The sequence below is a fragment of the Chromohalobacter marismortui genome (genome assembly GCF_004364315.1).
In the GTDB taxonomy this organism is placed as follows: domain Bacteria; phylum Pseudomonadota; class Gammaproteobacteria; order Pseudomonadales; family Halomonadaceae; genus Chromohalobacter; species Chromohalobacter marismortui.
Genome location: NZ_SOBR01000002.1, coordinates 361,730 through 383,278, shown reverse-complemented (window position 1 = coordinate 383,278; position 21,549 = coordinate 361,730). Strand labels below are relative to the sequence as shown.

Here is a 21,549-nt window from a genome sequence, read left to right as displayed (position 1 = left end):
TTTACAGCCGGACCAGCATCTTGCCGGTGTTGCCGCCTTCGAAGAGCTTGAGGAAGGCATCCGGCGTGCGTTCGAGGCCTTCCTCGATGGTTTCCCGGTAGTCGATCTCGCCCCGCGCGACGAGCGGGCCGATCTCCTGCAGGAACTCGGGGTAGTGCTCCCAGTTTTCGGCGTCGAGGATGATGAAGCCTTCCATCCGCGCGCGGCGGATCAGCAACCGGGACAGATTGCTGGGGCCGGGCGTGGGCGTTTCTGCGTTATAGCTATCGATCAGGCCGCATACCGCGATTCGCGCACCGACCCGGATGTTGTCGAGTGCGGCCTCGAGACAATCGCCGCCGACGTTTTCGTAGTAGACATCGAACCCGTCGGGGCTGGCGGCCTCGAGGTCGGCGCTGAGCTGTTGCGCGTCTTTGCCGCGATAGCTGACCGCGCGCACGCCGAGCGATTCCAGCCATTCGAGTTTTTCCGGCGCGCCGGCGATCCCCACCACGTGGCAGCCCTTGGCCTTGGCCAGTTGCACGGCCAGGGAACCGACGGCGCCGCTCGCTGCACTGACCAGCACGCGTTCGCCTTCCTGGAGCCGAGCAATGCGGTTCAGGCCGACCCAGGCGGTCATGCCCGGCATGCCGAGCACACCGAGAAAGGTCTGCGGTGGCACATCGATATCGGGCAATGCCTGCAAGTCGTCGCCGGAAAGCTGCGCGACATCACGCCAGCCGCCCATGTGCACGACGCGGTCGCCGGGGGTGAAGCGTTCGTCGCGTGATTCGAGTACCTCGCCGATAGCGGCGCCTTCGAGCGGTTCGCCCAGGGTGAAAGGCGGTACGTACGTCGTCACGCCGTCCATGCGTCCGCGCATGTAGGGGTCGACCGAGAGCCAGAGGTTTTGCACGCGGACCTCGCCTGCCGCCAGCTCAGGCAGTGTCTGGGATTGCAACGCGAAGAAATCGCGCTTGGGCAAACCTTGGGGATGCGAGTGGATGGTGAAATAGCGTGATTCCATGATGTCTCCCGCTGTGATGACAGGCATGTTGGATGCGGCACACGCGACTGGGTGTGCATGTAGTCACTAGATGGGCATGATAGTGGCCGCACGCAAGGGGCGCTGCATGGCGACGGTCGGATATAGGCGGAGGCCGACACGACGTTGGTCTAGCGTGAGACTGGCATGCCATGGCGCACACGAGCGCATCGGTGGCGTTTCGTGCAGTGCTGATATCCATTAGGACATGAGGATGTCGTTACCCGGTTATTGGTGAGGGGAACTCGGTCCGGCTAGCGTGAAAGGGTGAAGCGTCGCATGGGGTGGCGCTGAGAGGCGTTACCGAGGGGCCGAGGATGATACGATTTCAGACGATTCCGCGATTGGCGTTGGGCATGGGAATGACATGCTTGGCGTTGAATGCGGCACAGGCAGGCGAGATGACTACACAGACACCTTCCGTCGAAAAGCAGCGCTTCGGTCAGCTTCCCGACGGCCGCAAGGTCGAGGCGTACCACCTGCGCAATGGCCATGGCATCGATATGACGGTGATCACCTATGGCGGCATCATTACCTCCCTGCGAACGCCGGATGCGCAGGGTAACGTCGATGACATCGTGCTGGGGTTCGATTCCCTGGAAGGCTACCGCTCCGACGCATATCGTCAATCCAATCCCTATTTCGGTGCCTTGATCGGGCGCTATGGCAACCGAATCGCCGAGGGGCGCTTCATGCTCGATGGCACGACCTACGAGCTGGCGACCAACGATGGCCCCCATCATCTCCACGGCGGCGATAAAGGCTTCGATAAGCGGCTTTGGCAGGCACATTCCTTCGAGAACGACACTGGCGTCGGTGTCGAACTGCGTTACACCAGCGAAGATGGCGAGGAAGGCTATCCCGGCAGGTTGGACACCCGCGTGACCTACACGCTGACCGCCGACGACGAGGTGATCATCGATTACCACGCCACCACCGACAAGGCCACGCCGGTCAATCTCACGCAGCATAGTTATTTCAACCTCGCGGGCGAGGGCAGCGGCTCGATCGTCGATCATCGGCTGATGCTCAATGCCGATGCCTTCACGCCGGTGGACGACACCTTGATCCCCACCGGAGAGCTGCGCGACGTGGCGGGCACACCGTTCGACTTCCGTGATGCTACCCCGATCGGCGCGCGCATTGGCGAGGAAAATACGCAACTGGTGTACGGGCAGGGCTACGATCACAATTTCGTGTTGGTGCGCGATGACGCGAGTGCCGGCGAATTGGTAACGGCCGCCCGCGTTGTAGCGCCACAGAGTGGCCGTGTACTGGAGATCGCTACGACCGAGCCTGGAATTCAATTCTATTCGGGGAATTTCCTCGATGGCACGCTGATCGGCAAGGGAGGCGACGCCTACGAAAAACGTAGTGGTTTTGCGCTGGAAACCCAGCATTTCCCTGACTCACCCAACCAGGCAGGTTTCCCGTCGACGATCCTCGCGCCCGGTGAGACGTATGAGTCGCGCACGGTATGGCGTTTTTCCACACAGCGTGATGACAACGCAAGCTGAGCGATGTCAGGGACGGGCGTGGCAGGATGCCCAGTCCAATGCTTCGTCGAGGGGCAAAGCAGGGCTATACAAGAAGCCTTGTCCCATGTCGCAGCCCATGTCGATGAGCTTTTCCTCAGTGGCACGATGCTCGACCCCTTCGGCGATCACGCGGCGGTTGAAGCTCTTGGATAGCGCGATGATCGCCTCGACGATCATTTCATCCTCGGGATCGTCCAGCATGCCGAGGATGAACGAGCGGTCGATCTTGATCTCGTTGGTCGAGAACTTGCGCAGGTAGCTCAACGATGAGAAACCGGTGCCGAAGTCATCGAGGGAGAGTTCCACGCCCAATGCCTGGCAGGCCTTGATGTTCGACGCCGCGAGACCGGCATCGTCGAGAGCCGTGCTTTCGAGAATCTCGAGCGTCAGGCGTTTGCGAAACGCCATGTCATAGCGACTCAGGGTGTTGTTCAGATGATCGAGGAACTCGTCATTGAGAAAATGAGAGGGGCTCAGGTTGATGCTCACGGTATAGGGTAAATTGCGTGCTCGGAATGTCTCGAGCGTCGATACCGCTTGGCTGATGACATGCTTGCCGAGCTCGATATCGAGCTTGGTATGCTCGATGTAGGGTAGAAAGCGCCCTGGGTAGACAAGCTTGCCCGATGGGTGGTGCCAGCGTATCAAGCCCTCGAATCCCGATACGTGACCGGTCTTGTAATGCAACTTGGGCTGATAGAAAAGCTCGAGTTGCCCCTCGTCCAGGGCATGCTGGACTTGCTCGCCAATGGCAAAGCGCTCTTGTTGGGAGTGATGACTCTCGATATCGAAGAAATGATAGCAGTTCTTTCCCGATTCCTTGGCCGTGTACATGGCCTGATCGGCATGCCTGAGCAGCAAATCGCTATCGGAGTCGTCGCTTGGGAAGCGGGTTATGCCCATGCTGGCGGACAGCTCGATGACATTCCCTTGTAGCGGCATGGGGTGCCGCAATTGATCGAGAATATGACGATAGGTTCTAGGATGGTCGACGTCACGGAGAATGACCACGAATTCATCGCCTCCCAGGCGAGCGATGACGTCGTGATGACGCACAGCGCTGCGGAGGCGGTCCGCCACGCATTTGAGCACATCGTCACCGACCGCATGGCCATGGCGGTCGTTGATCGCCTTGAAACCGTCCAGATCCAGAAAGCACACCGAAATCGATCCGCGCCTGTGCCGCGCGGCGACGAGTTCATCCTGAAACAGTTCATTGAGCAAACGTCGACTAGGCAAGCCTGTGAGGCCATCGATATTGACGGCCTCATTCAATAAGCGCTTTTTCTCCTGGTCGGTAGCGTTGAGGCGTTCACGCTCGAACAATGTTTCCACTGTTTGAAGAAGCGGTGACAATAAAGTTATCAGCGACGGTGGATAGCCCTCGCTACGATTGGCAATACCAATCAGTCCTATTTGCTCCTCCCCCGCGTGCAAGGGGATGCCCATGTAGGTATGAATACCAGGATAGTGGTCCGGAAAAAGCGGGGGCAGTTTAAGGGGCGCTTCGAACGTCCGGGTGACGGTATGTCGAGTGCGCAGAGGAAGCCCCAGGAGATCGTCGAGCTTGTCGATCGGAATGCCGTTTTTAGCGTTGGGATCGTCGGTGATGCTGGACGGTTGTCTGCGCGATATGCCGGAGAGGGCGGTCCTGTACAGGTGAGGTGTCGTATGTGCCTTGTCGTTAATCTCGCCCACGAATCCTATCTGACTGCCGGTTAAATGTAGCAGTTCCGAGAGCAAGGCTTCACATGCCACCGATCTTTCTTCGCTGGATGAGAAGGCATCTTGTACGCGCTGGATAGCGTGCGCCATCTTTTGAGTATATACATCATAATGGGCGTCGGCATCGGCGCATACGCGCTCGAGTTCTTCCTCCAGCATCGCCGCCAGGCTGCGCAAGATGCTGAAGTCCATGCGCGAGGCATCACGCGGGCGGGAGTCGATCATGCACAGGGTGCCGATATTGAAGCCCGTCGGGTCGCGCACGGGGATGCCTGCATAGAAGCGAATATGCGGTGTACCGGTAACCAAGGGGTTCCGGGAAAAAAGAAGGTCGTTGGCCGCATCCTCGACGACATAAATGCTGCTTTGCTGGATCGTGTAGTCGCAAAAGGCGTGTCGGCGGGGCGTCTCCTCCAGCCCCAGGTTTTGCTTTGACTTGAACCATTGACGCTTGGCATCGATGAGGGTGAAGAGCGCGGTATTGACTTGATAGTGCTGCTTGGCAATACGCGTCAAGCGATCGAAGCGTTCTTCCGGGGGCGTATCCAGAAGTCCGGTTTCAAGCAATGCATGGAGTCGACGCTGTTCATGTCGTTTTGGCGTCACAATACCGTCCCCCGATGTCAATGATCAGCAACCACTTGTTCGAATTCAATGTGACGTTGTGCGAGACGCTTAGTCGATCCATCTTCCCCCTGTATCATGGACGCCTCCAACCGGCCGTCCCAAGGCATAGAGGCTGAGTCATGAACCGTCCAATCAGCGTACTGAATGGATAATTCAATATTAAAGTGAATAACGATTCAACGCGAATTGAATCCTTGATTCAAATTCGGCGTATGAATGAAAAAACCATGTTCGCCGAACGCCTTCAGAAGGCCCTTGTTGCCGCAGGCTATGAGCCTCGCCCCTCGGTACTTGAACGCGAGTTCAATCTTCGCTACTGGGGAAAGCCTATTACATTCCAAGCGGTACGGCGTTGGCTTCGTGGTGACTCCATTCCTGCACAGGATAAACTTCAGGTGCTTGCCGAGTGGCTGCGTATCGAACCGCATGTACTGCGTTATGGAGACGAGAGTGAGCGCGCGCTTTATGCCATGCCCAGTGAGTTGGATGTCGTTGCTGTCTGTGGGGATGAAGCCGAAGTGTTAAAAATCTACCGTAGCCTGCCTAGCGCGCAGCGCAAGGTGCTGCGTCACGTCATCGCCACGTTCGCCAAGGCCTATGGGTCCGATGATAACGAGGGAACGTCGTGAGTGATAGCGATGCGGTAGCCGATGGATGAGGTGCTGCTCAGGATGTACGGTCGACAGCATGCCGCAATGGCCAGATCGTCGCATCCTGGAGGGCGACGTAACACCATGAAACTTATTGATGGTCTAGATTGTAATAGACTATCGGATGAAACCGTCTGATTGAGAGTCGCTCATGAAAACCCTTGCCACATGGGGGATTGGCGGGGCCGGCGTCCTCTCGGCGGCGTTGTCGGCCACCTCGTCAGCGGCGCCCGCCGCATCGGCATCGCCGGTGACGAGGTAGACAGTGATTAGGGTTGTTTCCTATACATGGAGTGGGGGAGACGGGAGGTCTCCCGGATAGAGGGCATCATCGCGCCAGCAGTTCGATCTTAAGGACCTGCGGTTCGATCCCATGGAAAGGGCGTGGCGACAGCTGTGCCACATACGAAAATGATGGGGAGATATCATCGTGACGCAAGACAATCGCAAGCCGACGACGACAGACGCCGGAATTCCGGTGGCCAGCGACGAACATTCGCTCTCCGTGGGGCCCGACGGCCCGCTCGTACTGCATGATCACTACCTCATCGAGCAGATGGCGAATTTCAATCGCGAGCGGATTCCCGAGCGTCAGCCGCATGCCAAGGGCAGTGGTGCATTCGGTCACTTCGAAGTGACCGAGGATGTCAGCCAGTACACCAAGGCAGCCGTCTTCCAGCCCGGCACCAAGACCGATGTGTTGATCCGCTTCTCCACGGTGGCCGGCGAACGCGGGAGCCCCGACACCTGGCGTGATCCGCGTGGGTTCTCGATCAAGTTCTACACCAGTGAAGGCAACTACGACATGGTGGGGAACAACACGCCGGTGTTCTTCATCCGAGACCCGATGAAGTTTCAGCACTTCATCCGCTCGCAGAAGCGTCGTGCCGATAACAATCTGCGCGACCACGATATGCAGTGGGACTTCTGGACGCTGTCGCCGGAATCCGCCCACCAGGTCACCTGGTTGATGGGGGATCGCGGCATTCCCAAGACCTGGCGCCACATGAACGGCTACTCCAGCCACACCTACATGTGGGCCAATGCTCAGGGCGAGAAGTTCTGGGTCAAGTATCACTTCAAGACAGACCAGGGCATCGAGTGCCTGACACAGGAAGAAGCCGATCGACTGGCCGGTGAAGACGGCGACTATCATACCCGTGATCTGTACGACGCCATCGGGCGCGGCGATTACCCGAGCTGGACGCTCTACATGCAGGTCATGCCGTTCGCGGATGCGGATACCTACCGCATCAACCCGTTCGATCTGACCAAGGTCTGGCCACACGACGATTATCCGCTGATCAAGGTCGGCAAGCTGCAGCTCAATCGCAATCCGACCGACAATCATGCCGAAATCGAGCAGGCGGCCTTCGAGCCCAACAACCTCGTGCCCGGCATCGGCATCAGCCCGGACAAGATGCTCGTCGGCCGTGTGTTCTCCTATGCCGATGCGCACCGCGCGCGTCTCGGGGTCAACTACAAGCAGATCCCGGTCAACGCGCCCAAGGCGCCTGTGCATAGCTACAGCAAGGACGGGGCGATGCGCATCAACAAGGTATCCGACCCGGTGTATGCGCCTAACTCCAAGGGCGGTCCGGCGGCGGATGGCGAACGTTATCCCACCGATTCCACCTGGGAAGCCAACGGCCAGATGGTGCGGGCGCCCTATGCCTTGCGCAAGGATGACGATGACTATAGCCAGGCCAACGACCTGATCAACAAGGTCATGGATGATGCCGCCCGCGATCGCCTGGTCAACAATGTGGTCGGCCATGTCTCCGACGGTGTCGAGGAACCGGTACTGTCGCGCGTGTTCGAGTACTGGAAGAACATCGACGCCGAGATCGGTCGCCGCATCGAAGAAGGGGTGAAAGCGAACAAGGCGGGATAACGATGTATCGCGCCTGATCCCCCTGGATCGACCACACGGCCCGCTTCTCTTCGGAGAAGCGGGCCGTACTTTTCTCCGGACCCTACCGGTCTGTCAGTTGGAACTTTCGCGAATGCTGGTGTCGTTCAACGCGTGGCGTCGGCCAGCTGTTGACGACGATAGTCGCCCTGACGCTCGAGCATCCAGCCGGGATACTCGGCAGGCAGTGCGCTGACGGCATCGAGCTCGGCGCGTTCCGCTTCGCTCAGGCGCACCCCGGTGGCGGCGATGTTATCGTCGAGCTGATCGGTACGTTTGGCGCCGATGATCACGCTGGTCACGGCGCGTTGATGCAATAGCCAGGCGAGCGCGATCTGGGCGACGGAAACACGCTTCGTCTCGGCCATGCGCTGCATCACGTCGATACAGTCGTAGGCACGCTCGACGTCGACCGGCGGAAAATCGAAGGTGGTACGACGGCTGCCTGCCTCGGCGTGCTTGTCGCGTCCGTACTTGCCACTCAGCAAGCCGCCGGCGAGGGGACTCCAGACCATCAGTCCCAACGTCTCGCTTTGCAGCAGGGGCACGATGTCGCGCTCCAGGTCACGCCCGGCCAGCGTGTAATACGCCTGCAGCGACTCGAACCGCGCCAGACCGTGACGCTCGGCGATACCCAAGGCCTTCATGATCTGCCAGGCGGCCCAGTTGGAAACGCCGACGTAGCGCACATGACCATGCTCGACCAGCGTATTGAGCGCACGGACGGTCTCCTCGATCGGCGTGGCCGGATCGAAGCCATGTACCTGGTAGAGATCGATATGATCGAGCTGCAGCCGCTTCAGGCTGGCCTTTACGCCCTCCATGATGTGGTAGCGCGTCAGGCCGCGAGCGTTGACGCCCGCGCCGGTCTCGCCGAACACCTTGGTGGCCACGACCACGTCATCGCGGGCGACGTTTAAATTCTTCAGCGCCTGGCCGGTGATCACTTCCGATTGGCCCTGGGAATAGACGTCGGCGGTATCGATGAAATTGATGCCGGCATCCAGGGCGCGGCCGATCAGGCGCTCGGCGTCGCTTTGCTGTAGATCGCCGATTTGGCTCCAGAGCTCGCCCTGGCCACCGAAGGTCATGGTGCCCAGGCACAGTTCTGAGACGAACAAACCGGTATTGCCGAATGGTTGATAACGCATGAAACACTCCTGGCGGTGAATTCGACCCTCGAAGGTAGCCGTCATCATGTCCCTTGGCGCCGTCAAGCGGCATGGGACGACACGGCTTCCTCTAGTATGGACCCTATGACAGCGGACAAAATGCGCGATTCTGTCGGGTTCATGCTCGATCCTGTCGTCGGCTCGTCGAGTCTGCCCGTTCGCTAAAGGCTAAACACGGCCAGTGGGGGCGTGCGCCGGCATCGCTGTGGATCGTCTATAGTGGGGCATGCGCCACGCAGGGGAACTGCGTCAGGAATAGTCGCCGGGATGATCCCGGCGTATCAGGGAGGAAGCATCGTGTTGTGTGAGACGAATATAGCGACCGCACGTCGTGTGGTGGGTGGTGGCATCATGTTGGGCGCCTTGGCAGTGCTCGGAGGTTGCCAAACATGGGCGACGGCACCGGCAGACGTGGATATCGAACATGTAGAGAAACGTTTCGTCGAGCGTGGTTGTCCGCCAGGGCGTTGTGCGACCGTCGAGGTCGACTCGCTACGTTTTCCCGGTGCGCCGGGACTGACGGAGCGGTTGCAGGATGAGTTGCTGGGCATGGGCACGGGGATCACCGACGGCGAAAGCGCGGTGACGGCAGCGTCCTGGAAAGCCTTCGCCCAGACGTTTTTCAGCGAGGCCAAGGTCGCCCGGGAGCGCGCCCCTGAATTGCCCGGTTACCAGGCTGTTTTCAAGGCGGAGGTCTATGACCGGCATGCCGATCTAACCACCGTCAAACTCGATAGTTACCTGTTCACCGGCGGTGCGCACGGCATGCCGCTGACCCAGTTCATGGTCATCGATGAGCGTGCACGACGTGTCGTGACGCTCGATGACATGCTGCGTGAGGGGCAGACGACGGCCTATCGCAAGGCGCTGTCGCGCGCGCATCTACGCTGGCTGGACACACAACGGGCGGAGATCGACTTTACCGACTCCTGGCCACTGAGCATGAACCGCAACGTGGCACCGCTCGCCGACGAATGGCGGGTAGGCTATAACGCCTATGACATCGCGCCCTACTCGTATGGGCAACCGGTGCTACGCATTCCTGCAAAGGCGCTCGAGGGTATCGTCAAACCGCGCTATCTGGAGCGCTGATTTTCCAGTGCTTGACGGTAACACCTAGCGTTCGCGCTGCTTGAGCTGTTCCTTCAGGGCGCCGGGCACTTGCTTGATGATCAGGCGATCGCGCTCGGCGTCGAATTCGATGCTGTTGCCCAGCAAGTGGGAGTCGAAACTGATCGAGACGCCGCTGGCGCGCCCCGTGAAGCGTCGAAACTGATTGAGCGTGCGCTTGTCGGGCGGAATCTCCTCGGAGAGGCCGTAATCCTGGTGGCGGATGTAGTCGTAGAACGCCTTGGGTTGCTGTTCATCGACGAGTTCAGACAGTTCGTCGAGGGTTACTTTTTCGCCGTGCTTGGCCTGGGTGCTGGCGTAATCGATCACGGCATCGGTCTTCTCGCGGCTCTCGTCGTCGGGCAAGTCTTGGCGTTCGACATAGTCGCTGAATGCCTTGAGCAAGGTCCTGGTTTCGCCGCTGGCATCCACGCCTTCCTCGACGCCGAGCAGTTCACGGAAGCCTTCGGCGAACTTCTTGCCGCCGCGATCCTTGATGAAGGATACATATTGCTGTGAATGACCGCCCTGCCATTGGGTGAGGTCGATGCGCACGGCGAGCATCAATTGGCCAAGGTTGAGCTGCGGCGTTTCGGTCACCTCGAGAGCATTGTCGATGGCAAAGCCTTGTCGATGGTGAAGCATGGCCATGCTCAGGTACTGCCGCTCGCCGTGCTGATAATGCACGAACAGCAGGTGCCCCCCCACCGAGAGGTGGGTATCGATCAAGGCATTGAGGCGCTCCGCCACCCGTGCGCTCCAGGTGACGAAATCGAGCGTTCCTGCCAAATACTCCGAGAGTCCCGCGGCGAAAGTGCTGCTGCCTGTCTCGCCGAAGTGGCCCCACGCCTTGGGCTTGGCATGAAAGCTGTCATTGACACTCGCCAGCAGCGCCTCGAGCGGCGCCGTCGATGACTGCGCATGTTCGGCGCGCGTCAGCGTGGCGGGCGTCTCGGTATCGGGGTTGTCGATGCGATGGATGGTGCTGTTCAGAATCGGCATGGCGGCATCTTGGTAAAAACGCAAATGGGCACGCTAACGCGCACTATGGGCCAATTTTCAAGGCTCGGGGACTGTCTGAAAATGCCTAGGGCTTGATGTTGTAGCCGGTTTTGAAGATCCACCCGACAAGCGCCAGACACAGGCTAAGAAAGACCAGGATCATGAGCAGGCTGGCGCCGACACTCACATCACTGATGCCGTAGAAACTCCAGCGAAAGCCACTGACCAGATACACCACCGGGTTGAACAGCGTCACCGTCTGCCATACAGGGGGCAGCATGTCGATGGAGTAGAAGCTGCCGCCAAGGAAGGTCAGTGGCGTGATGATCAACAGCGGTACGAGTTGCAGCTTCTCGAAACCTTCCGCCCAGATCCCGATGATGAAGCCCAGCAGGCTGAAGGTGAGCGCGGTAAGGATCAAGAACAGCAACATCCACAGCGGATGGTCGATACGCAAGGGGACGAAGAAACTGGCGGTGACGAGGATGATCAACCCCAGGATGAGGGATTTGGTGGCCGCCGCTCCCACATACCCGAGGACGATCTCGACGTATGAGACCGGCGCCGAGAGCACTTCGTAGATGGTGCCGGTGAACTTGGGGAAGAAGATTCCGAACGAGGCGTTGGAGACGCTTTGGGTGAGTAGCATCAACATGATCAGTCCGGGCACGATGAAGGCGCCGTAGCTGACGCCTTCGACTTCTTGAATGCGCGAACCGATAGCGGCGCCGAAGACCACGAAATACAGCGATGTGGAGATCACTGGCGAGACCAGGCTTTGCAGCAGCGTGCGCCACGCGCGTGCCAATTCGAAATGGTAAATGGTGCCGACTGCGCGGAAATTCATGCGTCCTTCCTCACCAGATTGACGAAAATTTCCTCCAGCGAGCTTTGCTCGGTGTGGAGGTCCTTGAAGCGGACGCCTGCCGCTTCGATATCGTTGAGCAGGGCGCTGATGCTCGCCGGTTGCGAGTGCTCGTCAGATGACGCGGCGTAGGTATAGACCAGCACGTGGCCGTCATCGGCGAGGCTCAAGGGGTAGTGGGCCAGCGCCTCGGGAATGGTCGCCAGTGGTGTCTGCAGATCGAGCCGCAGCCGCTTGCGGCCTAGCTGGTGCATCAGGGCGGTTTTCTCTTCGACGAGCACGATCTCCCCATCGTTGATCACGCCGATGCGATCGGCCATCTCCTCGGCCTCTTCGATGTAGTGCGTGGTCAGGATGACGGTAACGCCTTGATCGCGCAGTTGTCGCACGACGTTCCACATGTCGCGGCGCAGTTCGACATCGACCCCGGCGGTAGGCTCGTCGAGAAACAGGATCTGCGGCTCGTGCGCCAGCGCCTTGGCGATCAGTACTCGGCGCTTCATGCCCCCCGAGAGCGTGATCATCTTGTTGCGCCGCTTGTCCCATAGCGACAACGACCTGAGCACACGCTCGATGTGGGCGTCGTCGGCGCGCTTGCCGAACAGGCCGCGACTGAAACTGACCGTGTTCCATACCGTGGCGAAGGCGTCACTGGTCAACTCCTGCGGCACCAGGCCGATCTGCTCGCGCGCGGCACGGTAGTCGTCGACGATATCGTGGCCGTTGACACGAACCTGACCGTCGCTGGCGTTGACCAGTCCGCAAATGATGCTGATCAGGGTGGTCTTGCCGGCGCCGTTGGGGCCGAGCAGGGCGAAGATTTCACCTCGCTGGATATCCAGGTCGATGCGCTTGAGTGCCTCGAAGCCGGAGGCATAACGCTTGGTCAACCCCTGGACGGCGATCATCGTCGGCGTGGCTTGCAAGGTGTGGGCACGCGCGTCGCTGCGAGCGTCGGTGGCAGTGGCAGTGGCGTCTGCTATGTCATGACTCATGCGATACCGGGCTCCCGTGGAAAAGGGACGGTCTGTATAGGCCCACGCCGGCCTGTCGTGGTTGGCGTGCGCCTGTTCGATAAGTGCATCGTCGGCGAATGTATCGTCGGCGAGGCCGAGTCAGTCTTGCCGCTCGGCGCTATGATAAATGTTCTGAACGTCGTCGAGATCGTTGAGGGTGGCGAGCAGCTTGTCGAGCATGGCCACGTCATCCCCGGCGACGGGGGTCGTGGTCTGCGGCAAGAACTGAATCTCGTCGGCCTCGAAGTCGAGTTCACCGAAGGCCTCGGCGAGGGCCTCTTTGGTCTTGGCATAGTCGGTGTGGGGCGCAAACACCGTAATGCGGTCGGCGTCGCTTTCGATGTCGGTAACGTCGACATCGGCCTCCATCAAGGCTTCCAGGACTGTCTCCTCGTCGCGGCCCTCGAAGGCGAGGATCGCGCAGTGATCGAACATGTGGCTGACGCTGCCCGGGGTGCCTAGCTTGCCCTTGGCCTTGTTGAAGCAGGCGCGTACATCGCCGAAGGTGCGGTTGGGGTTATCGGTCAGGCATTCGACGATGATCATGCAGCTGCCCGGGCCGAAACCCTCGTAGCGCGCGAGGGAGTAGTCCTCGCCGCCTCCGCCCTTGGCCTTGTCCAGCGCCTTGTCGATGACGTGCGACGGGACCTGATCCTTCTTGGCGCGTTCGATCAAGCCACGCAGGGCGAGATTGCCCGCGGGGTCGACGCCGCCGTTTTTGGCGCAGACGTAAATCTCGCGCCCGTATTTGCTGTACACCTTGGTCTTGGCGTCGGCCGTCTTGGCCATGGATTCCTTGCGGTTCTGGAAAGCCCTACCCATGTCATGCCCTTTCAAGTTATTCGCAACGTCGAGAATTCTACGCAACATCGGCGTATGAGGCAGGTTTAATTTTGCGGCGTCTGGCACGCGCAGGAAATACGGTCTCGGCGCAGACGCGACTATGCATGCTGCATGTCCCCCTGTAAGTTGGGGACTCCATCTTCGCACTCATCACTGGAAAACACGTATGCTGCCGCGACCCATGCCCATGCCGCTCACTTCCCGCGCCGTCGTTCAGGTTACGCTGTGGCTGTGCCTTGCCCTGACGCTGACGGGCTGCGGTATCAACAACCTCCCCACGCTGGACGAGAAAGTGAAGGCGGCGTGGGCGCAAGTGGAGAATCAGTATCAGCGGCGCGCTGACCTGGTGCCCAACCTGGTGGAAACCGTCAAGGGCTTCGCCAACCAGGAACAGGAAACACTCACCGCCGTCATCGAAGCGCGTGCCAAGGCGACTTCGATCAACATCGATGCCGACTCGCTGGATGATCCCGCGAAGCTGCAACAATTCCAGCAAGCGCAGAGCCAGTTGACCGGCGCGCTGAGTCGCCTGATGGCGGTGTCCGAACGTTATCCGGCGTTGAAGTCGAATCAGAACTTCCTGGCGCTGCAGTCACAGTTGGAAGGCACCGAGAATCGCATCGCCGTGGCACGCCGCGACTTCATCCAGGCGGTCGAGCAGTACAATACCGAGATTCGCACCTTCCCCGGGCGACTCTGGCATGCCTTGCTGTATAGCGACATGTCGGTTCGCGAAAATTTCGAAGCCACGGCCGAGAACGCCGACCAGGCGCCTGAGGTGGAGTTCCAATGAAGCATTGCATTCGTCTGACAGGCTTGTTGCTGCTGTGGGCCGTTGCCTTCAGTGTCCAGGCGCAGGACATCGAGTTTCCCGAGTTGACCGGGCGGGTGGTCGATCAGGCCGACTTGCTGGACGCTTCGACCGAGAAGGAATTGAGCGGCATGCTCGCGGCGCACGAGGACGCCTCCAGCGAGCAGGTGGTCGTGGTCACGCTGCCGGACTTGCAGGGCGTGCCGATCGAGCAATATGGCTATCAACTGGGCCGCCACTGGGGCATCGGCCAGCAAGGCGAGGACAACGGTGCGTTGCTGATCGTCTCCATGGCGGATCGCGACGTGCGTATCGAGGTCGGCTACGGCCTCGAAGGGCGGCTGACCGACGCGCAGTCCTCGGCGATCATCACGCAGACGATCATCCCGGCATTTCGTGAAGGCGATTACGCGACCGGTATCATCCAGGGCACTAAGGCGATCATCAAGGTTCTCGGCGGTGACCCGATGGCCGATGCGCCTGCCGTCGGTGCGGCCCCCGAACATGACAAAGCGCGCGATGTCGGCGGTGCATCGGTGGCGTTCTTCGTCATGCTGATGATCGTCATGGCCATCGTGCGCGGCATCGGTGGCGGGGGACGCGGCGGACGTCGTCGCGGACGCGGTGGCCTGCTCGGTGGTGTTCTGCTCGGCGGCGCCATGGGCGGCGGTGTCGGAGGCGGCGGTGGCGGCCTCGGCGGCGGCGGCTTCGGTGGCGGCGGTGGTGGTTTCGGCGGGGGCGGTGCCTCCGGTGACTGGTAGATCAACGCAAGGGACAGCACCATGGCATTATTGAGTGACAGCGAGCAGCAGCAGGTGCGTGATGCCATCACGCATATCGAGCACGGTACCGACGCCGAACTGGTGACCGTGCTCGCGCCGCAGGCCGACGATTACACCTATATCCCATTGCTTTGGGCGGGCATTCTGGCCCTGTTGATTCCGGGAGCGATCAATTACTTTCCCCAATGGCTGGACGCCTCGGAGCTTTTGATCGTGCAGTGGGCGTGCTTCGCGGTGCTGGCGATCGTGTTTCGGTTGCCGGCGGTGACGACACGGCTGATCCCGCGTCGCGTGCGCCTCTGGCGAGCCGCCAACCTGGCGCGACGGCAATTTCTCGAGCAGAACCTGCACCATACGCAAGACGGCACGGGCATGCTGATCTTCGTCTCCGAAGCCGAGCGTTACGTGGAGATCCTCGTCGATCGCGGCATTTCCAGCCGCCTCGATGACGAAATCTGGCAGGGGATAGTCTCGGCCTTTACACAGCAGGTGAAGCAAGGCCAGACGCTGCAGGGCTTCCTCACCTGCATCGAAGCATGCGGCGAGCACCTTCGAGAGAACGTGCCCGCCACGCACGAACGCAATGAACTGCCCAATCGTTTGGTCGTGCTGGAATGACATGCCCGACGGCACGCCTCATGGCGTGTCGTCGCCTGTTTCTCCTTCCCAGTAGACGACCGTATCGCAGTGACGCATGAAGCGTGTCAGGGGGTGTTTATCGGTGTCGCCGCCCGGCGCACTGCCGGTAAAAATCCCGAGTTTGTCTGAATCAGGATATTCGAGGATATCCGGCTCGCGCATCGAACTGACGGCCAAGTAGCGAAGCGGTATCGGACTATCCGGCGATGCGATCAACTGGTGTGCGCTCTCCTTGCCTCCCGCCGGGCAGACCACGACGTCGCCGCTGGTGACGGGATGGCGGTTCTCTCCCCAGCGCAATTCGCCCGTGCCGGCGAGAATCACGAAGAGTTCGTCGTTGGCGTGATGGGCGTGGTGAGGCCAGGCACGTTTGCCGGGGGGCACCTCGACGAGCCGGGCGCCCAGGTGCGTCGCCCCGGCGGCGGCCGCGAAGGCGGCCTGCGCGGCCTCGAAATGTGTGCCATGGGTGTGCCGTTCGAGCACGAGCTGATCGAGGGGAATGACCGGGGAGCGGGGCATGAAGGTATCCTGATGGGCGATGAGCCACTATGCCGCGCCAAGCGGGCACCGGCAATCCCGCGATGCACCGACGCATGGACCGTGACGAGGGCGGCAACGTCACGGTCGCCCTTGCCTCGTGGCCAATCGTCACCATCATGAAAGAAAGACATTCGCGATGCCATGTCATGGCGTGGTGTCGTGGGAACGCTGCATGGTCGTAAGGAGAGTGCAATGAACGTCGTTACATTACGTAGTCCGGGCGGGCTGGATAAGCTCGATGTTCACGAACGCGAAGCGCCGGGCGAGCCGGGGCCGGGCGAGGTGCGTGTGCGGGTGCATGCCAGCTCGCTCAATTACCATGACTACGGTGTCGTCGCCGGGGCCATGCCCACCGAAGACGGTCGTATCCCCATGTCGGACGGTGCCGGTGTCGTCGACGCGGTGGGCGCAGGTGTCGAGGACTTCACCGTGGGGGATCGGGTGGTATCGACTTTCTTCCCCGAGTGGCTCGAAGGGCCGGCACGGATCGGCGACTTCACCACCACGCCTGGTGATGGCGTCGATGGTTACGCCCGCGAGCAGGTCGTGCGTCCCGCGACCTGGTTCACCCATGCGCCGCGTGATTACGACCATGCCGAAGCCGCCACCTTGACCACCGCCGGCTTGACCGCCTGGCGAGCGCTGGTGGTGGATGGCAACCTCAAGGCGGGTGACACGGTGCTGGTGCTCGGCACCGGCGGCGTGTCCATCTTCGCCTTGCAGTTCGCCAAGCTGATGGGCGCCACCGTGATCGCGACCTCGTCCTCGGACGAGAAGATCGCACGGCTCAAGGAGCTGGGGGCCGATCACACGCTCAACTACAAGACCGAGCCGGCGTGGGGCAAGCGCGTCAAGGCACTCACCGATGGCCGAGGCGTGGATCACGTCATCGAGGTCGGAGGGCCGGCCACGCTACCGCAATCCATCGACGCCGTGCGCATCGGCGGTCACATCTCGTTGATCGGCGTGCTCACCGGGCGCGGCGGCGAGATCCCCACGGCCAAGTTGATGGCCAAGCAGGCGCGTCTGCAGGGCTTGATCGTGGGCAGCCGGCGCGACCAGATCGAGATGATCCGCGCCATCGACGCCAGTGATATGCGACCGGTCATCGACCGCCGATTCGCCCTCGATGAGATCGCCGAGGCGTTTCGCCACCAGGAGGCGGGGCGTCACTTCGGCAAGATCTGCCTGGAGTTCTGAGCGTCGCGAAGCGGGTTCACCCGCTGGCTTGGCCGGGCCATGCGCATTGTTGGCCCGGCCATGCAAGGCGTTATAGCCGCGCGTCGGGTCGCAGGTCGTAGTCGAAGTACTTTTCCATCAGCTCGACGAAGGTGCCGTCGGCGTAGACGCTGTCCAGCGCCTGGTTGAACGAGGCGGCGAGCGCTTCGTCGCGCGGCCGCACGGCGATGGCGTTACCCTTGCCAAAGATCGACTCGGGGCTGTTGATGCGCGGTCCGACCTGCACGAATTGGGCGTCGCTCGCGCCGATGTTCAGGGTGTCGAGCGCCACCGGATAGTTGATGAAGGCCAGGTCGATGCGCTCGGCTTGCAGATCCAGCGCCACGTCGGCGGCGGTGTTGTAGCGGCGAATGTCCAGGCTGTCACTGTAGCGCTGGGTGACGTAGTTGTCCTGGGTGGTGCCACGTTGAATGCCCACCGACAGGCCGGAGAGTGACTGCGGATCATCGAGCGAGATGTCGTGGCCAGTATGCGCCACCCATACCTTGGGTGACATGGCGTAGGGGTCGGTGAAGCGGACCTGCCGCTCGCGGGCGGGAGTGATGCGCATTGACGACAGGATGGCGTCGTACTTGCGTGCCAAGAGTCCAGGAATGATCCCGTCCCAGCCCTGTACGACCCATTCGCAGTCCAGCTTGGCGCGCCGGCAAAGCGCGTTGCCCAGCTCGATCTCGAAACCCGCCAGCTCGCCGTTGGCCTTGCGGTATTCGAAGGGCGGATAGGGCACGTCGACCGCGATGCGTACGGAGCGCCTGTCGGTGGAAGGGGTGTCGTCGGCCAGCACAGAGGTGGCGCCAGTCAGGCTGACGCCGACGAGCAGGCCGGCGATGGCCAGCTTGAGCGGTGCGGCCACGGTCGCATGACAGTCCAGCAAGCGGGAAGGTGACATGGGCGAATTCCTTGTTGTCATCGATGAGGTGTCGAAGCGGCCCCCGAGGAGGCCGGATCAGGCGGTCTGCTCGCTGCGGCGCTGGCGCAGCCGATGACGAATCGCAAAGGCGACCGACACCGCGGCGAGGATCAACAGTGTCAGCGAGATCGGCCGGGTGAAGAACAGCGTCCAGTCCTCGTCGGTCATCAGCGCGCGGCGCAGGTTGGTCTCGGCGATCGGTCCGAGAATCACCCCGAGTACCAGCGGCGCCAGCGGGTAGTCGAGCTTGCTGAGGATATAGCCGAAGATCCCCACGCCGAGCAGCAGGTAGATGTCGGTGATGCGATTGTTGAGGGCGAAGGCGCCGACCACGCAACACACCAGCACCACCGGTACGATCACCGAGCGTGGCACGTCGGTGACACGCAGAAACAGGCGCATGCTGAACAGGCACACCACCAGCACCATGAATGCGGCCAGCAGCATGGCCATGAACATGCCGTAGACCAGGTCGCCGTGATCGAGGATCAGCCGCGGGCCGATGCCGATGCCATGCACCATCAGTGAGGCCATCAGGACTGCGTCGACGGCGCTGCCCGGAATGCCCAATGCGATCATCGGGATCAGCCCGCCGCCGGACGTCGCCGAGTTGCCGGATTCCGAGGCGATCACCCCCTCGGGCGTGCCGGTGCCAAACGTCTCGGGTGTTTTGGAAGCACGCTTGGCCTGATCGTAGGCCAGCAGGTTGGCGATGCTGCCCCCGGCGCCGGGGACCGCGCCGATGAACACCCCGACCAGCGACGAACGGATCAGGTTGATCGGGTAGGTCAGCGTTTCGCGCAGCGCATCCAATGGCTTGAAGGCGACGTTGGCAGGAATCAACTGCTTGCCGTGCTGGGTCTGTTCAGCGTCCTCGACCTCCTGAAGCAACTGGCTGACGGCGAAGATACCGATCAGTACCACCAAAAAGGGAAAGCCATTGGCAAGCAGATCGAAATCGAAGGTGAAGCGTGCCACGCCCATCATCGGATCGGCGCCGACGGTGGCGATGAACAGTCCCAGCATGCCGGTCATCAGTCCCTTGAGCATCGACTTGCCGACCAGGCTGGCGACTACCGTCATGGCGAAGATGATCAGCGAGAAATACTCCCATGCGCCCAGTTTGACGGCGATCATCGCCAGTGGTGGAGCGGCGATGATCAGGATGATGGCGCTGACCAGGGCGCCGAAGAACGATGCCCAGATACCCAGCGCCAGGGCGCGACCGGGCTGGCCGCTGCGCGCCATCGGGAAGGCATCGAAGGTAGTGGCCACCGACGAGGGCGTGCCCGGGATGCCCAGCAGGGCCGCACTGATCAGCCCGCCCGAATAGCCGCCGACATAGACCGCGAGCATGGTTGCCACGCCCTGCAGCGGGTCCATGGTGAAGGTCAGCGGCAGGGTCAAGACGATGGCCATGGTGATGGTGAAGCCGGGAATCGCCGAGGCGATGACGCCAGCGACCACGCCGAGCAGCATGGTGGCCATGGTCGGCAGCGTGAACAACTGGTCCATGCCGGCGAACAGCGCTTCCGTCATGTTGTGTCTCCTCTCGAGGACAGCCGCGAGGCCGTGGTGTCAGCCAATGTTCAGCCGAAGGGGCCGCGGGGAAGGCTGATGATGAAGACATCCCGGAACAGCCAGTCGAGGCCGAACGAGAACGTCACGGCGATGACGGCGGCGATCGCCAGGCTGCGTGGGCGGCGTACGCCGAGCGCGAGTTGAGCCAGGGTCAGGAAGAGTAGCGAGGCCAGGCGAAAGCCCAGCGCCGGGACGCCGACGATGTACAGGGCGAACAGCGCGAGGACACCGAACGCCAGCCGGTGGCGCCACAGCCAGCGCCTGACCAACCCCGGCTCGGCACTCGATGCCCCACGGAAGTGTCGCCATTCCTGGGCCATGATGCCCAGGTTGATCACGACCAGAACGGCCAGTACCAGGCGTGGAAAGCTCCCCGCCCCCAGCGGTTCCCACATCGACGCGGGCAGCGCCCCGGCTTTGATGAACAGCGCGCCGAACAGCACCACCAGCACGCCGTTCAGCAGCAGATGGGCGAGTGCGTTGGCGCGCCGGGTGCCTGCGTCGGCGACCCGGTCCGATGACCGGGTCTGCTGCGAGGGAGCCTGCGAGCTCATTTGGCCAGCTTCCCGGAGAGCCGTTCGATGGTCTTGTCGGTGGTCTCGAGGTAGTCAGCGAATGCATCAGGACCTTCGAAATGCACCTGGGCGCCGGCGTTATGCACCGCCTGGATGAACTGCTCATCCCGGGAGAGTTCCTGCATGGCATCGGCGAGTACCTTGACCTTATCCTCTGGCGTACCCTTGGGAGCGATCAGGCCGCGCACGATGTTGAGGCTGAGCGAGTCGTAACCGAGTTCCTTGAAGGTGGGCACGTCTGGCGTCTCTTCCTGACGCTCAGTACTGCCCACCGCCAGGAAACGCAGGTCGCCATTCTTGACGAACTCGCCACTCGAGGCGATATCCCCAATCGCCGCGTCGATATGCCCGCCCACGAGGGCACGGATGCGAGCACCGGTGCCCTCGAAACCGACATAGCGGAACGACAGGTTCGCGGCATCTTCCATCATCGCCGCGTGGACATGGGGAATCCCGCCAAGCGTCACGCCGACACGGATCTCGCCCGGGTTGTCCTGGGCATAGTCGACGAATTCGTCGAAGGTCTGCCAGGGGCTGTCGGCGTTGACCGTCAGGTACTGCGGCGAGGCGGTCATCGCGGCCACCGGCGTGAAGTCGTTCCAGTTGAGGTCGGTCAATCCGGTATGGTGGGCGACCAGCAGGCCTTCGTGGATCTGGCCCACCGTGTAGCCGTCGGGGTCGCGCTCAGCCAGTGCCTCGAGCCCCGTGGTGCCGCTGACACCGGGCATGTTGATCACCGGCATCGGTTGGCCCAGATAGGGTTCGACATGATTGGAGATCACGCGCATCAAGGTGTCGCTGCCACCGCCCGGTGACCACGGCACGATGAATTCCACCGGTTTGTTGGGATAGGCCTCGGCTTGGGCCAGCGCGGTGGTACTGGCACCGAGCGTCGTTCCCAGCATCAGCCCGGCGATGAGCAGTGTGGAACGGAAGGAACGGCGTTTTGGAAGCCGCGTGTTGTTCTGCTGAGAAGTAAATGACATGG

Annotated in this window: 20 protein-coding genes; 8 read left to right on the top strand and 12 right to left on the bottom strand. The window is 61.4% G+C overall.

The window, feature by feature from the left end; translation table 11 throughout:
• Position 1 precedes the first annotated feature (1 nt).
• Positions 2 to 1,006, bottom strand: a complete 1,005-nt coding sequence (locus C8E00_RS04990; RefSeq protein ID WP_133695251.1) for an NADP-dependent oxidoreductase — start codon at positions 1,004 to 1,006, stop codon at positions 2 to 4.
• A 335-nt stretch (positions 1,007 to 1,341) separates the two neighbouring features.
• On the opposite strand from C8E00_RS04990, the gene C8E00_RS04985 reads away from it, so the two are divergent.
• Positions 1,342 to 2,541, top strand: coding sequence for an aldose epimerase family protein (locus tag C8E00_RS04985; RefSeq protein WP_133695248.1), 1,200 nt, complete (start codon positions 1,342 to 1,344; stop codon positions 2,539 to 2,541).
• Positions 2,542 to 2,547: 6 nt separating this feature from the next.
• Here C8E00_RS04985 and C8E00_RS04980 read toward each other — a convergent pair whose 3' ends face one another.
• Positions 2,548 to 4,893: a sensor domain-containing phosphodiesterase gene (locus tag C8E00_RS04980; protein WP_133695246.1), complete on the bottom strand. Its 2,346-nt coding sequence runs from the start codon at positions 4,891 to 4,893 to the stop codon at positions 2,548 to 2,550.
• Positions 4,894 to 5,141: 248 nt separating this feature from the next.
• On the opposite strand from C8E00_RS04980, the gene C8E00_RS04975 reads away from it, so the two are divergent.
• Complete coding sequence (locus tag C8E00_RS04975; RefSeq protein ID WP_279586106.1) at positions 5,142 to 5,543, top strand: transcriptional regulator; 402 nt, start codon at positions 5,142 to 5,144, stop codon at positions 5,541 to 5,543.
• 451 nt (positions 5,544 to 5,994) lie between these two features.
• Positions 5,995 to 7,458, top strand: a complete 1,464-nt coding sequence (locus tag C8E00_RS04970) for a catalase (RefSeq protein WP_133695243.1) — start codon at positions 5,995 to 5,997, stop codon at positions 7,456 to 7,458.
• Positions 7,459 to 7,583: 125 nt separating this feature from the next.
• On the opposite strand, the gene C8E00_RS04965 is transcribed toward C8E00_RS04970, so the two are convergent.
• Complete coding sequence (locus C8E00_RS04965) at positions 7,584 to 8,627, bottom strand: aldo/keto reductase (RefSeq protein ID WP_133695241.1); 1,044 nt, start codon at positions 8,625 to 8,627, stop codon at positions 7,584 to 7,586.
• A 318-nt stretch (positions 8,628 to 8,945) separates the two neighbouring features.
• On the opposite strand from C8E00_RS04965, the gene C8E00_RS04960 reads away from it, so the two are divergent.
• Positions 8,946 to 9,740, top strand: a complete 795-nt coding sequence (locus C8E00_RS04960; RefSeq protein ID WP_243833114.1) for an RsiV family protein — start codon at positions 8,946 to 8,948, stop codon at positions 9,738 to 9,740.
• A gap of 24 nt (positions 9,741 to 9,764) precedes the next feature.
• Here the strand turns inward: C8E00_RS04960 and yejK are convergent, their stop codons facing one another.
• From yejK to C8E00_RS04940, 4 genes are all read right to left on the bottom strand, one after another.
• Positions 9,765 to 10,760 (bottom strand): nucleoid-associated protein YejK, encoded by a 996-nt coding sequence (yejK, locus tag C8E00_RS04955; protein WP_133695237.1) that lies wholly within the window; start codon positions 10,758 to 10,760, stop codon positions 9,765 to 9,767.
• 85 nt (positions 10,761 to 10,845) lie between these two features.
• Positions 10,846 to 11,607, bottom strand: a complete 762-nt coding sequence (locus C8E00_RS04950; protein ID WP_133695235.1) for an ABC transporter permease — start codon at positions 11,605 to 11,607, stop codon at positions 10,846 to 10,848.
• Positions 11,604 to 12,533: an ABC transporter ATP-binding protein gene (locus tag C8E00_RS04945; protein ID WP_133695940.1), complete on the bottom strand. Its 930-nt coding sequence runs from the start codon at positions 12,531 to 12,533 to the stop codon at positions 11,604 to 11,606. The genes C8E00_RS04950 and C8E00_RS04945 overlap by 4 nt, the downstream gene beginning before the upstream one ends.
• Before the next feature lie 207 nt (positions 12,534 to 12,740).
• Positions 12,741 to 13,463 carry a YebC/PmpR family DNA-binding transcriptional regulator gene (locus C8E00_RS04940; protein ID WP_133695233.1) on the bottom strand — a complete coding sequence of 241 codons (723 nt, stop codon included), beginning with the start codon at positions 13,461 to 13,463 and terminating at the stop codon, positions 12,741 to 12,743.
• A 187-nt stretch (positions 13,464 to 13,650) separates the two neighbouring features.
• Between C8E00_RS04940 and C8E00_RS04935 the strand changes: the two genes are divergently transcribed.
• Genes C8E00_RS04935 through C8E00_RS04925 form a run of 3 tightly spaced genes read left to right on the top strand, consistent with a single transcriptional unit; the run spans position 13,651 to position 15,695 of the window.
• The gene (locus tag C8E00_RS04935; RefSeq protein WP_243833113.1) at positions 13,651 to 14,277 is read left to right on the top strand and encodes a LemA family protein; all 627 of its coding nucleotides are present in this window, start codon (positions 13,651 to 13,653) and stop codon (positions 14,275 to 14,277) included.
• The gene (locus C8E00_RS04930; RefSeq protein ID WP_133695231.1) at positions 14,274 to 15,056 is read left to right on the top strand and encodes a TPM domain-containing protein; all 783 of its coding nucleotides are present in this window, start codon (positions 14,274 to 14,276) and stop codon (positions 15,054 to 15,056) included. Before C8E00_RS04935 ends, C8E00_RS04930 begins: the two co-directional genes overlap by 4 nt.
• A gap of 21 nt (positions 15,057 to 15,077) precedes the next feature.
• The gene (locus C8E00_RS04925; RefSeq protein WP_133695229.1) at positions 15,078 to 15,695 is read left to right on the top strand and encodes a TPM domain-containing protein; all 618 of its coding nucleotides are present in this window, start codon (positions 15,078 to 15,080) and stop codon (positions 15,693 to 15,695) included.
• An 18-nt stretch (positions 15,696 to 15,713) separates the two neighbouring features.
• Here the strand turns inward: C8E00_RS04925 and C8E00_RS04920 are convergent, their stop codons facing one another.
• The gene (locus tag C8E00_RS04920; RefSeq protein WP_133695226.1) at positions 15,714 to 16,235 is read right to left on the bottom strand and encodes a cupin domain-containing protein; all 522 of its coding nucleotides are present in this window, start codon (positions 16,233 to 16,235) and stop codon (positions 15,714 to 15,716) included.
• A 213-nt stretch (positions 16,236 to 16,448) separates the two neighbouring features.
• Between C8E00_RS04920 and C8E00_RS04915 the strand changes: the two genes are divergently transcribed.
• A complete protein-coding gene (locus C8E00_RS04915) occupies positions 16,449 to 17,456 on the top strand; it encodes a zinc-dependent alcohol dehydrogenase family protein (protein ID WP_133695223.1) in 1,008 nt (335 codons plus the stop codon).
• A gap of 70 nt (positions 17,457 to 17,526) precedes the next feature.
• Here the strand turns inward: C8E00_RS04915 and C8E00_RS04910 are convergent, their stop codons facing one another.
• The 4 genes from C8E00_RS04910 to C8E00_RS04895 are packed head-to-tail and all read right to left on the bottom strand — an operon-like array spanning position 17,527 to position 21,547.
• Positions 17,527 to 18,384 (bottom strand): transporter substrate-binding domain-containing protein, encoded by an 858-nt coding sequence (locus tag C8E00_RS04910; RefSeq protein WP_133695220.1) that lies wholly within the window; start codon positions 18,382 to 18,384, stop codon positions 17,527 to 17,529.
• Positions 18,385 to 18,441: 57 nt separating this feature from the next.
• The gene (locus C8E00_RS04905) at positions 18,442 to 19,944 is read right to left on the bottom strand and encodes a tripartite tricarboxylate transporter permease (protein ID WP_243833112.1); all 1,503 of its coding nucleotides are present in this window, start codon (positions 19,942 to 19,944) and stop codon (positions 18,442 to 18,444) included.
• 50 nt (positions 19,945 to 19,994) lie between these two features.
• Positions 19,995 to 20,540 (bottom strand): tripartite tricarboxylate transporter TctB family protein, encoded by a 546-nt coding sequence (locus C8E00_RS04900; RefSeq protein WP_133695218.1) that lies wholly within the window; start codon positions 20,538 to 20,540, stop codon positions 19,995 to 19,997.
• Complete coding sequence (locus C8E00_RS04895; protein ID WP_208291876.1) at positions 20,537 to 21,547, bottom strand: Bug family tripartite tricarboxylate transporter substrate binding protein; 1,011 nt, start codon at positions 21,545 to 21,547, stop codon at positions 20,537 to 20,539. The genes C8E00_RS04900 and C8E00_RS04895 overlap by 4 nt, the downstream gene beginning before the upstream one ends.
• Positions 21,548 to 21,549 lie beyond the last annotated feature (2 nt).

Bases quoted from the DNA above. Each gene is read 5' to 3' on its own strand.
- C8E00_RS04990 (WP_133695251.1), bottom strand. From the start codon at position 1,006: ATGGAATCACGCTATTTCACCATCCACTCGCATCCCCAAGGTTTGCCC.
- C8E00_RS04985 (WP_133695248.1), top strand. From the start codon at position 1,342: ATGATACGATTTCAGACGATTCCGCGATTGGCGTTGGGCATGGGAATG.
- C8E00_RS04975 (WP_279586106.1), top strand. From the start codon at position 5,142: ATGTTCGCCGAACGCCTTCAGAAGGCCCTTGTTGCCGCAGGCTATGAG.
- C8E00_RS04965 (WP_133695241.1), bottom strand. From the start codon at position 8,627: ATGCGTTATCAACCATTCGGCAATACCGGTTTGTTCGTCTCAGAACTG.
- yejK (WP_133695237.1), bottom strand. From the start codon at position 10,760: ATGCCGATTCTGAACAGCACCATCCATCGCATCGACAACCCCGATACC.
- C8E00_RS04950 (WP_133695235.1), bottom strand. From the start codon at position 11,607: ATGAATTTCCGCGCAGTCGGCACCATTTACCATTTCGAATTGGCACGC.
- C8E00_RS04945 (WP_133695940.1), bottom strand. From the start codon at position 12,533: ATGATCGCCGTCCAGGGGTTGACCAAGCGTTATGCCTCCGGCTTCGAG.
- C8E00_RS04940 (WP_133695233.1), bottom strand. From the start codon at position 13,463: ATGGGTAGGGCTTTCCAGAACCGCAAGGAATCCATGGCCAAGACGGCC.
- C8E00_RS04935 (WP_243833113.1), top strand. From the start codon at position 13,651: ATGCTGCCGCGACCCATGCCCATGCCGCTCACTTCCCGCGCCGTCGTT.
- C8E00_RS04930 (WP_133695231.1), top strand. From the start codon at position 14,274: ATGAAGCATTGCATTCGTCTGACAGGCTTGTTGCTGCTGTGGGCCGTT.
- C8E00_RS04925 (WP_133695229.1), top strand. From the start codon at position 15,078: ATGGCATTATTGAGTGACAGCGAGCAGCAGCAGGTGCGTGATGCCATC.
- C8E00_RS04920 (WP_133695226.1), bottom strand. From the start codon at position 16,235: ATGCCCCGCTCCCCGGTCATTCCCCTCGATCAGCTCGTGCTCGAACGG.
- C8E00_RS04915 (WP_133695223.1), top strand. From the start codon at position 16,449: ATGAACGTCGTTACATTACGTAGTCCGGGCGGGCTGGATAAGCTCGAT.
- C8E00_RS04910 (WP_133695220.1), bottom strand. From the start codon at position 18,384: ATGTCACCTTCCCGCTTGCTGGACTGTCATGCGACCGTGGCCGCACCG.
- C8E00_RS04905 (WP_243833112.1), bottom strand. From the start codon at position 19,944: ATGACGGAAGCGCTGTTCGCCGGCATGGACCAGTTGTTCACGCTGCCG.
- C8E00_RS04900 (WP_133695218.1), bottom strand. From the start codon at position 20,540: ATGAGCTCGCAGGCTCCCTCGCAGCAGACCCGGTCATCGGACCGGGTC.
- C8E00_RS04895 (WP_208291876.1), bottom strand. From the start codon at position 21,547: ATGTCATTTACTTCTCAGCAGAACAACACGCGGCTTCCAAAACGCCGT.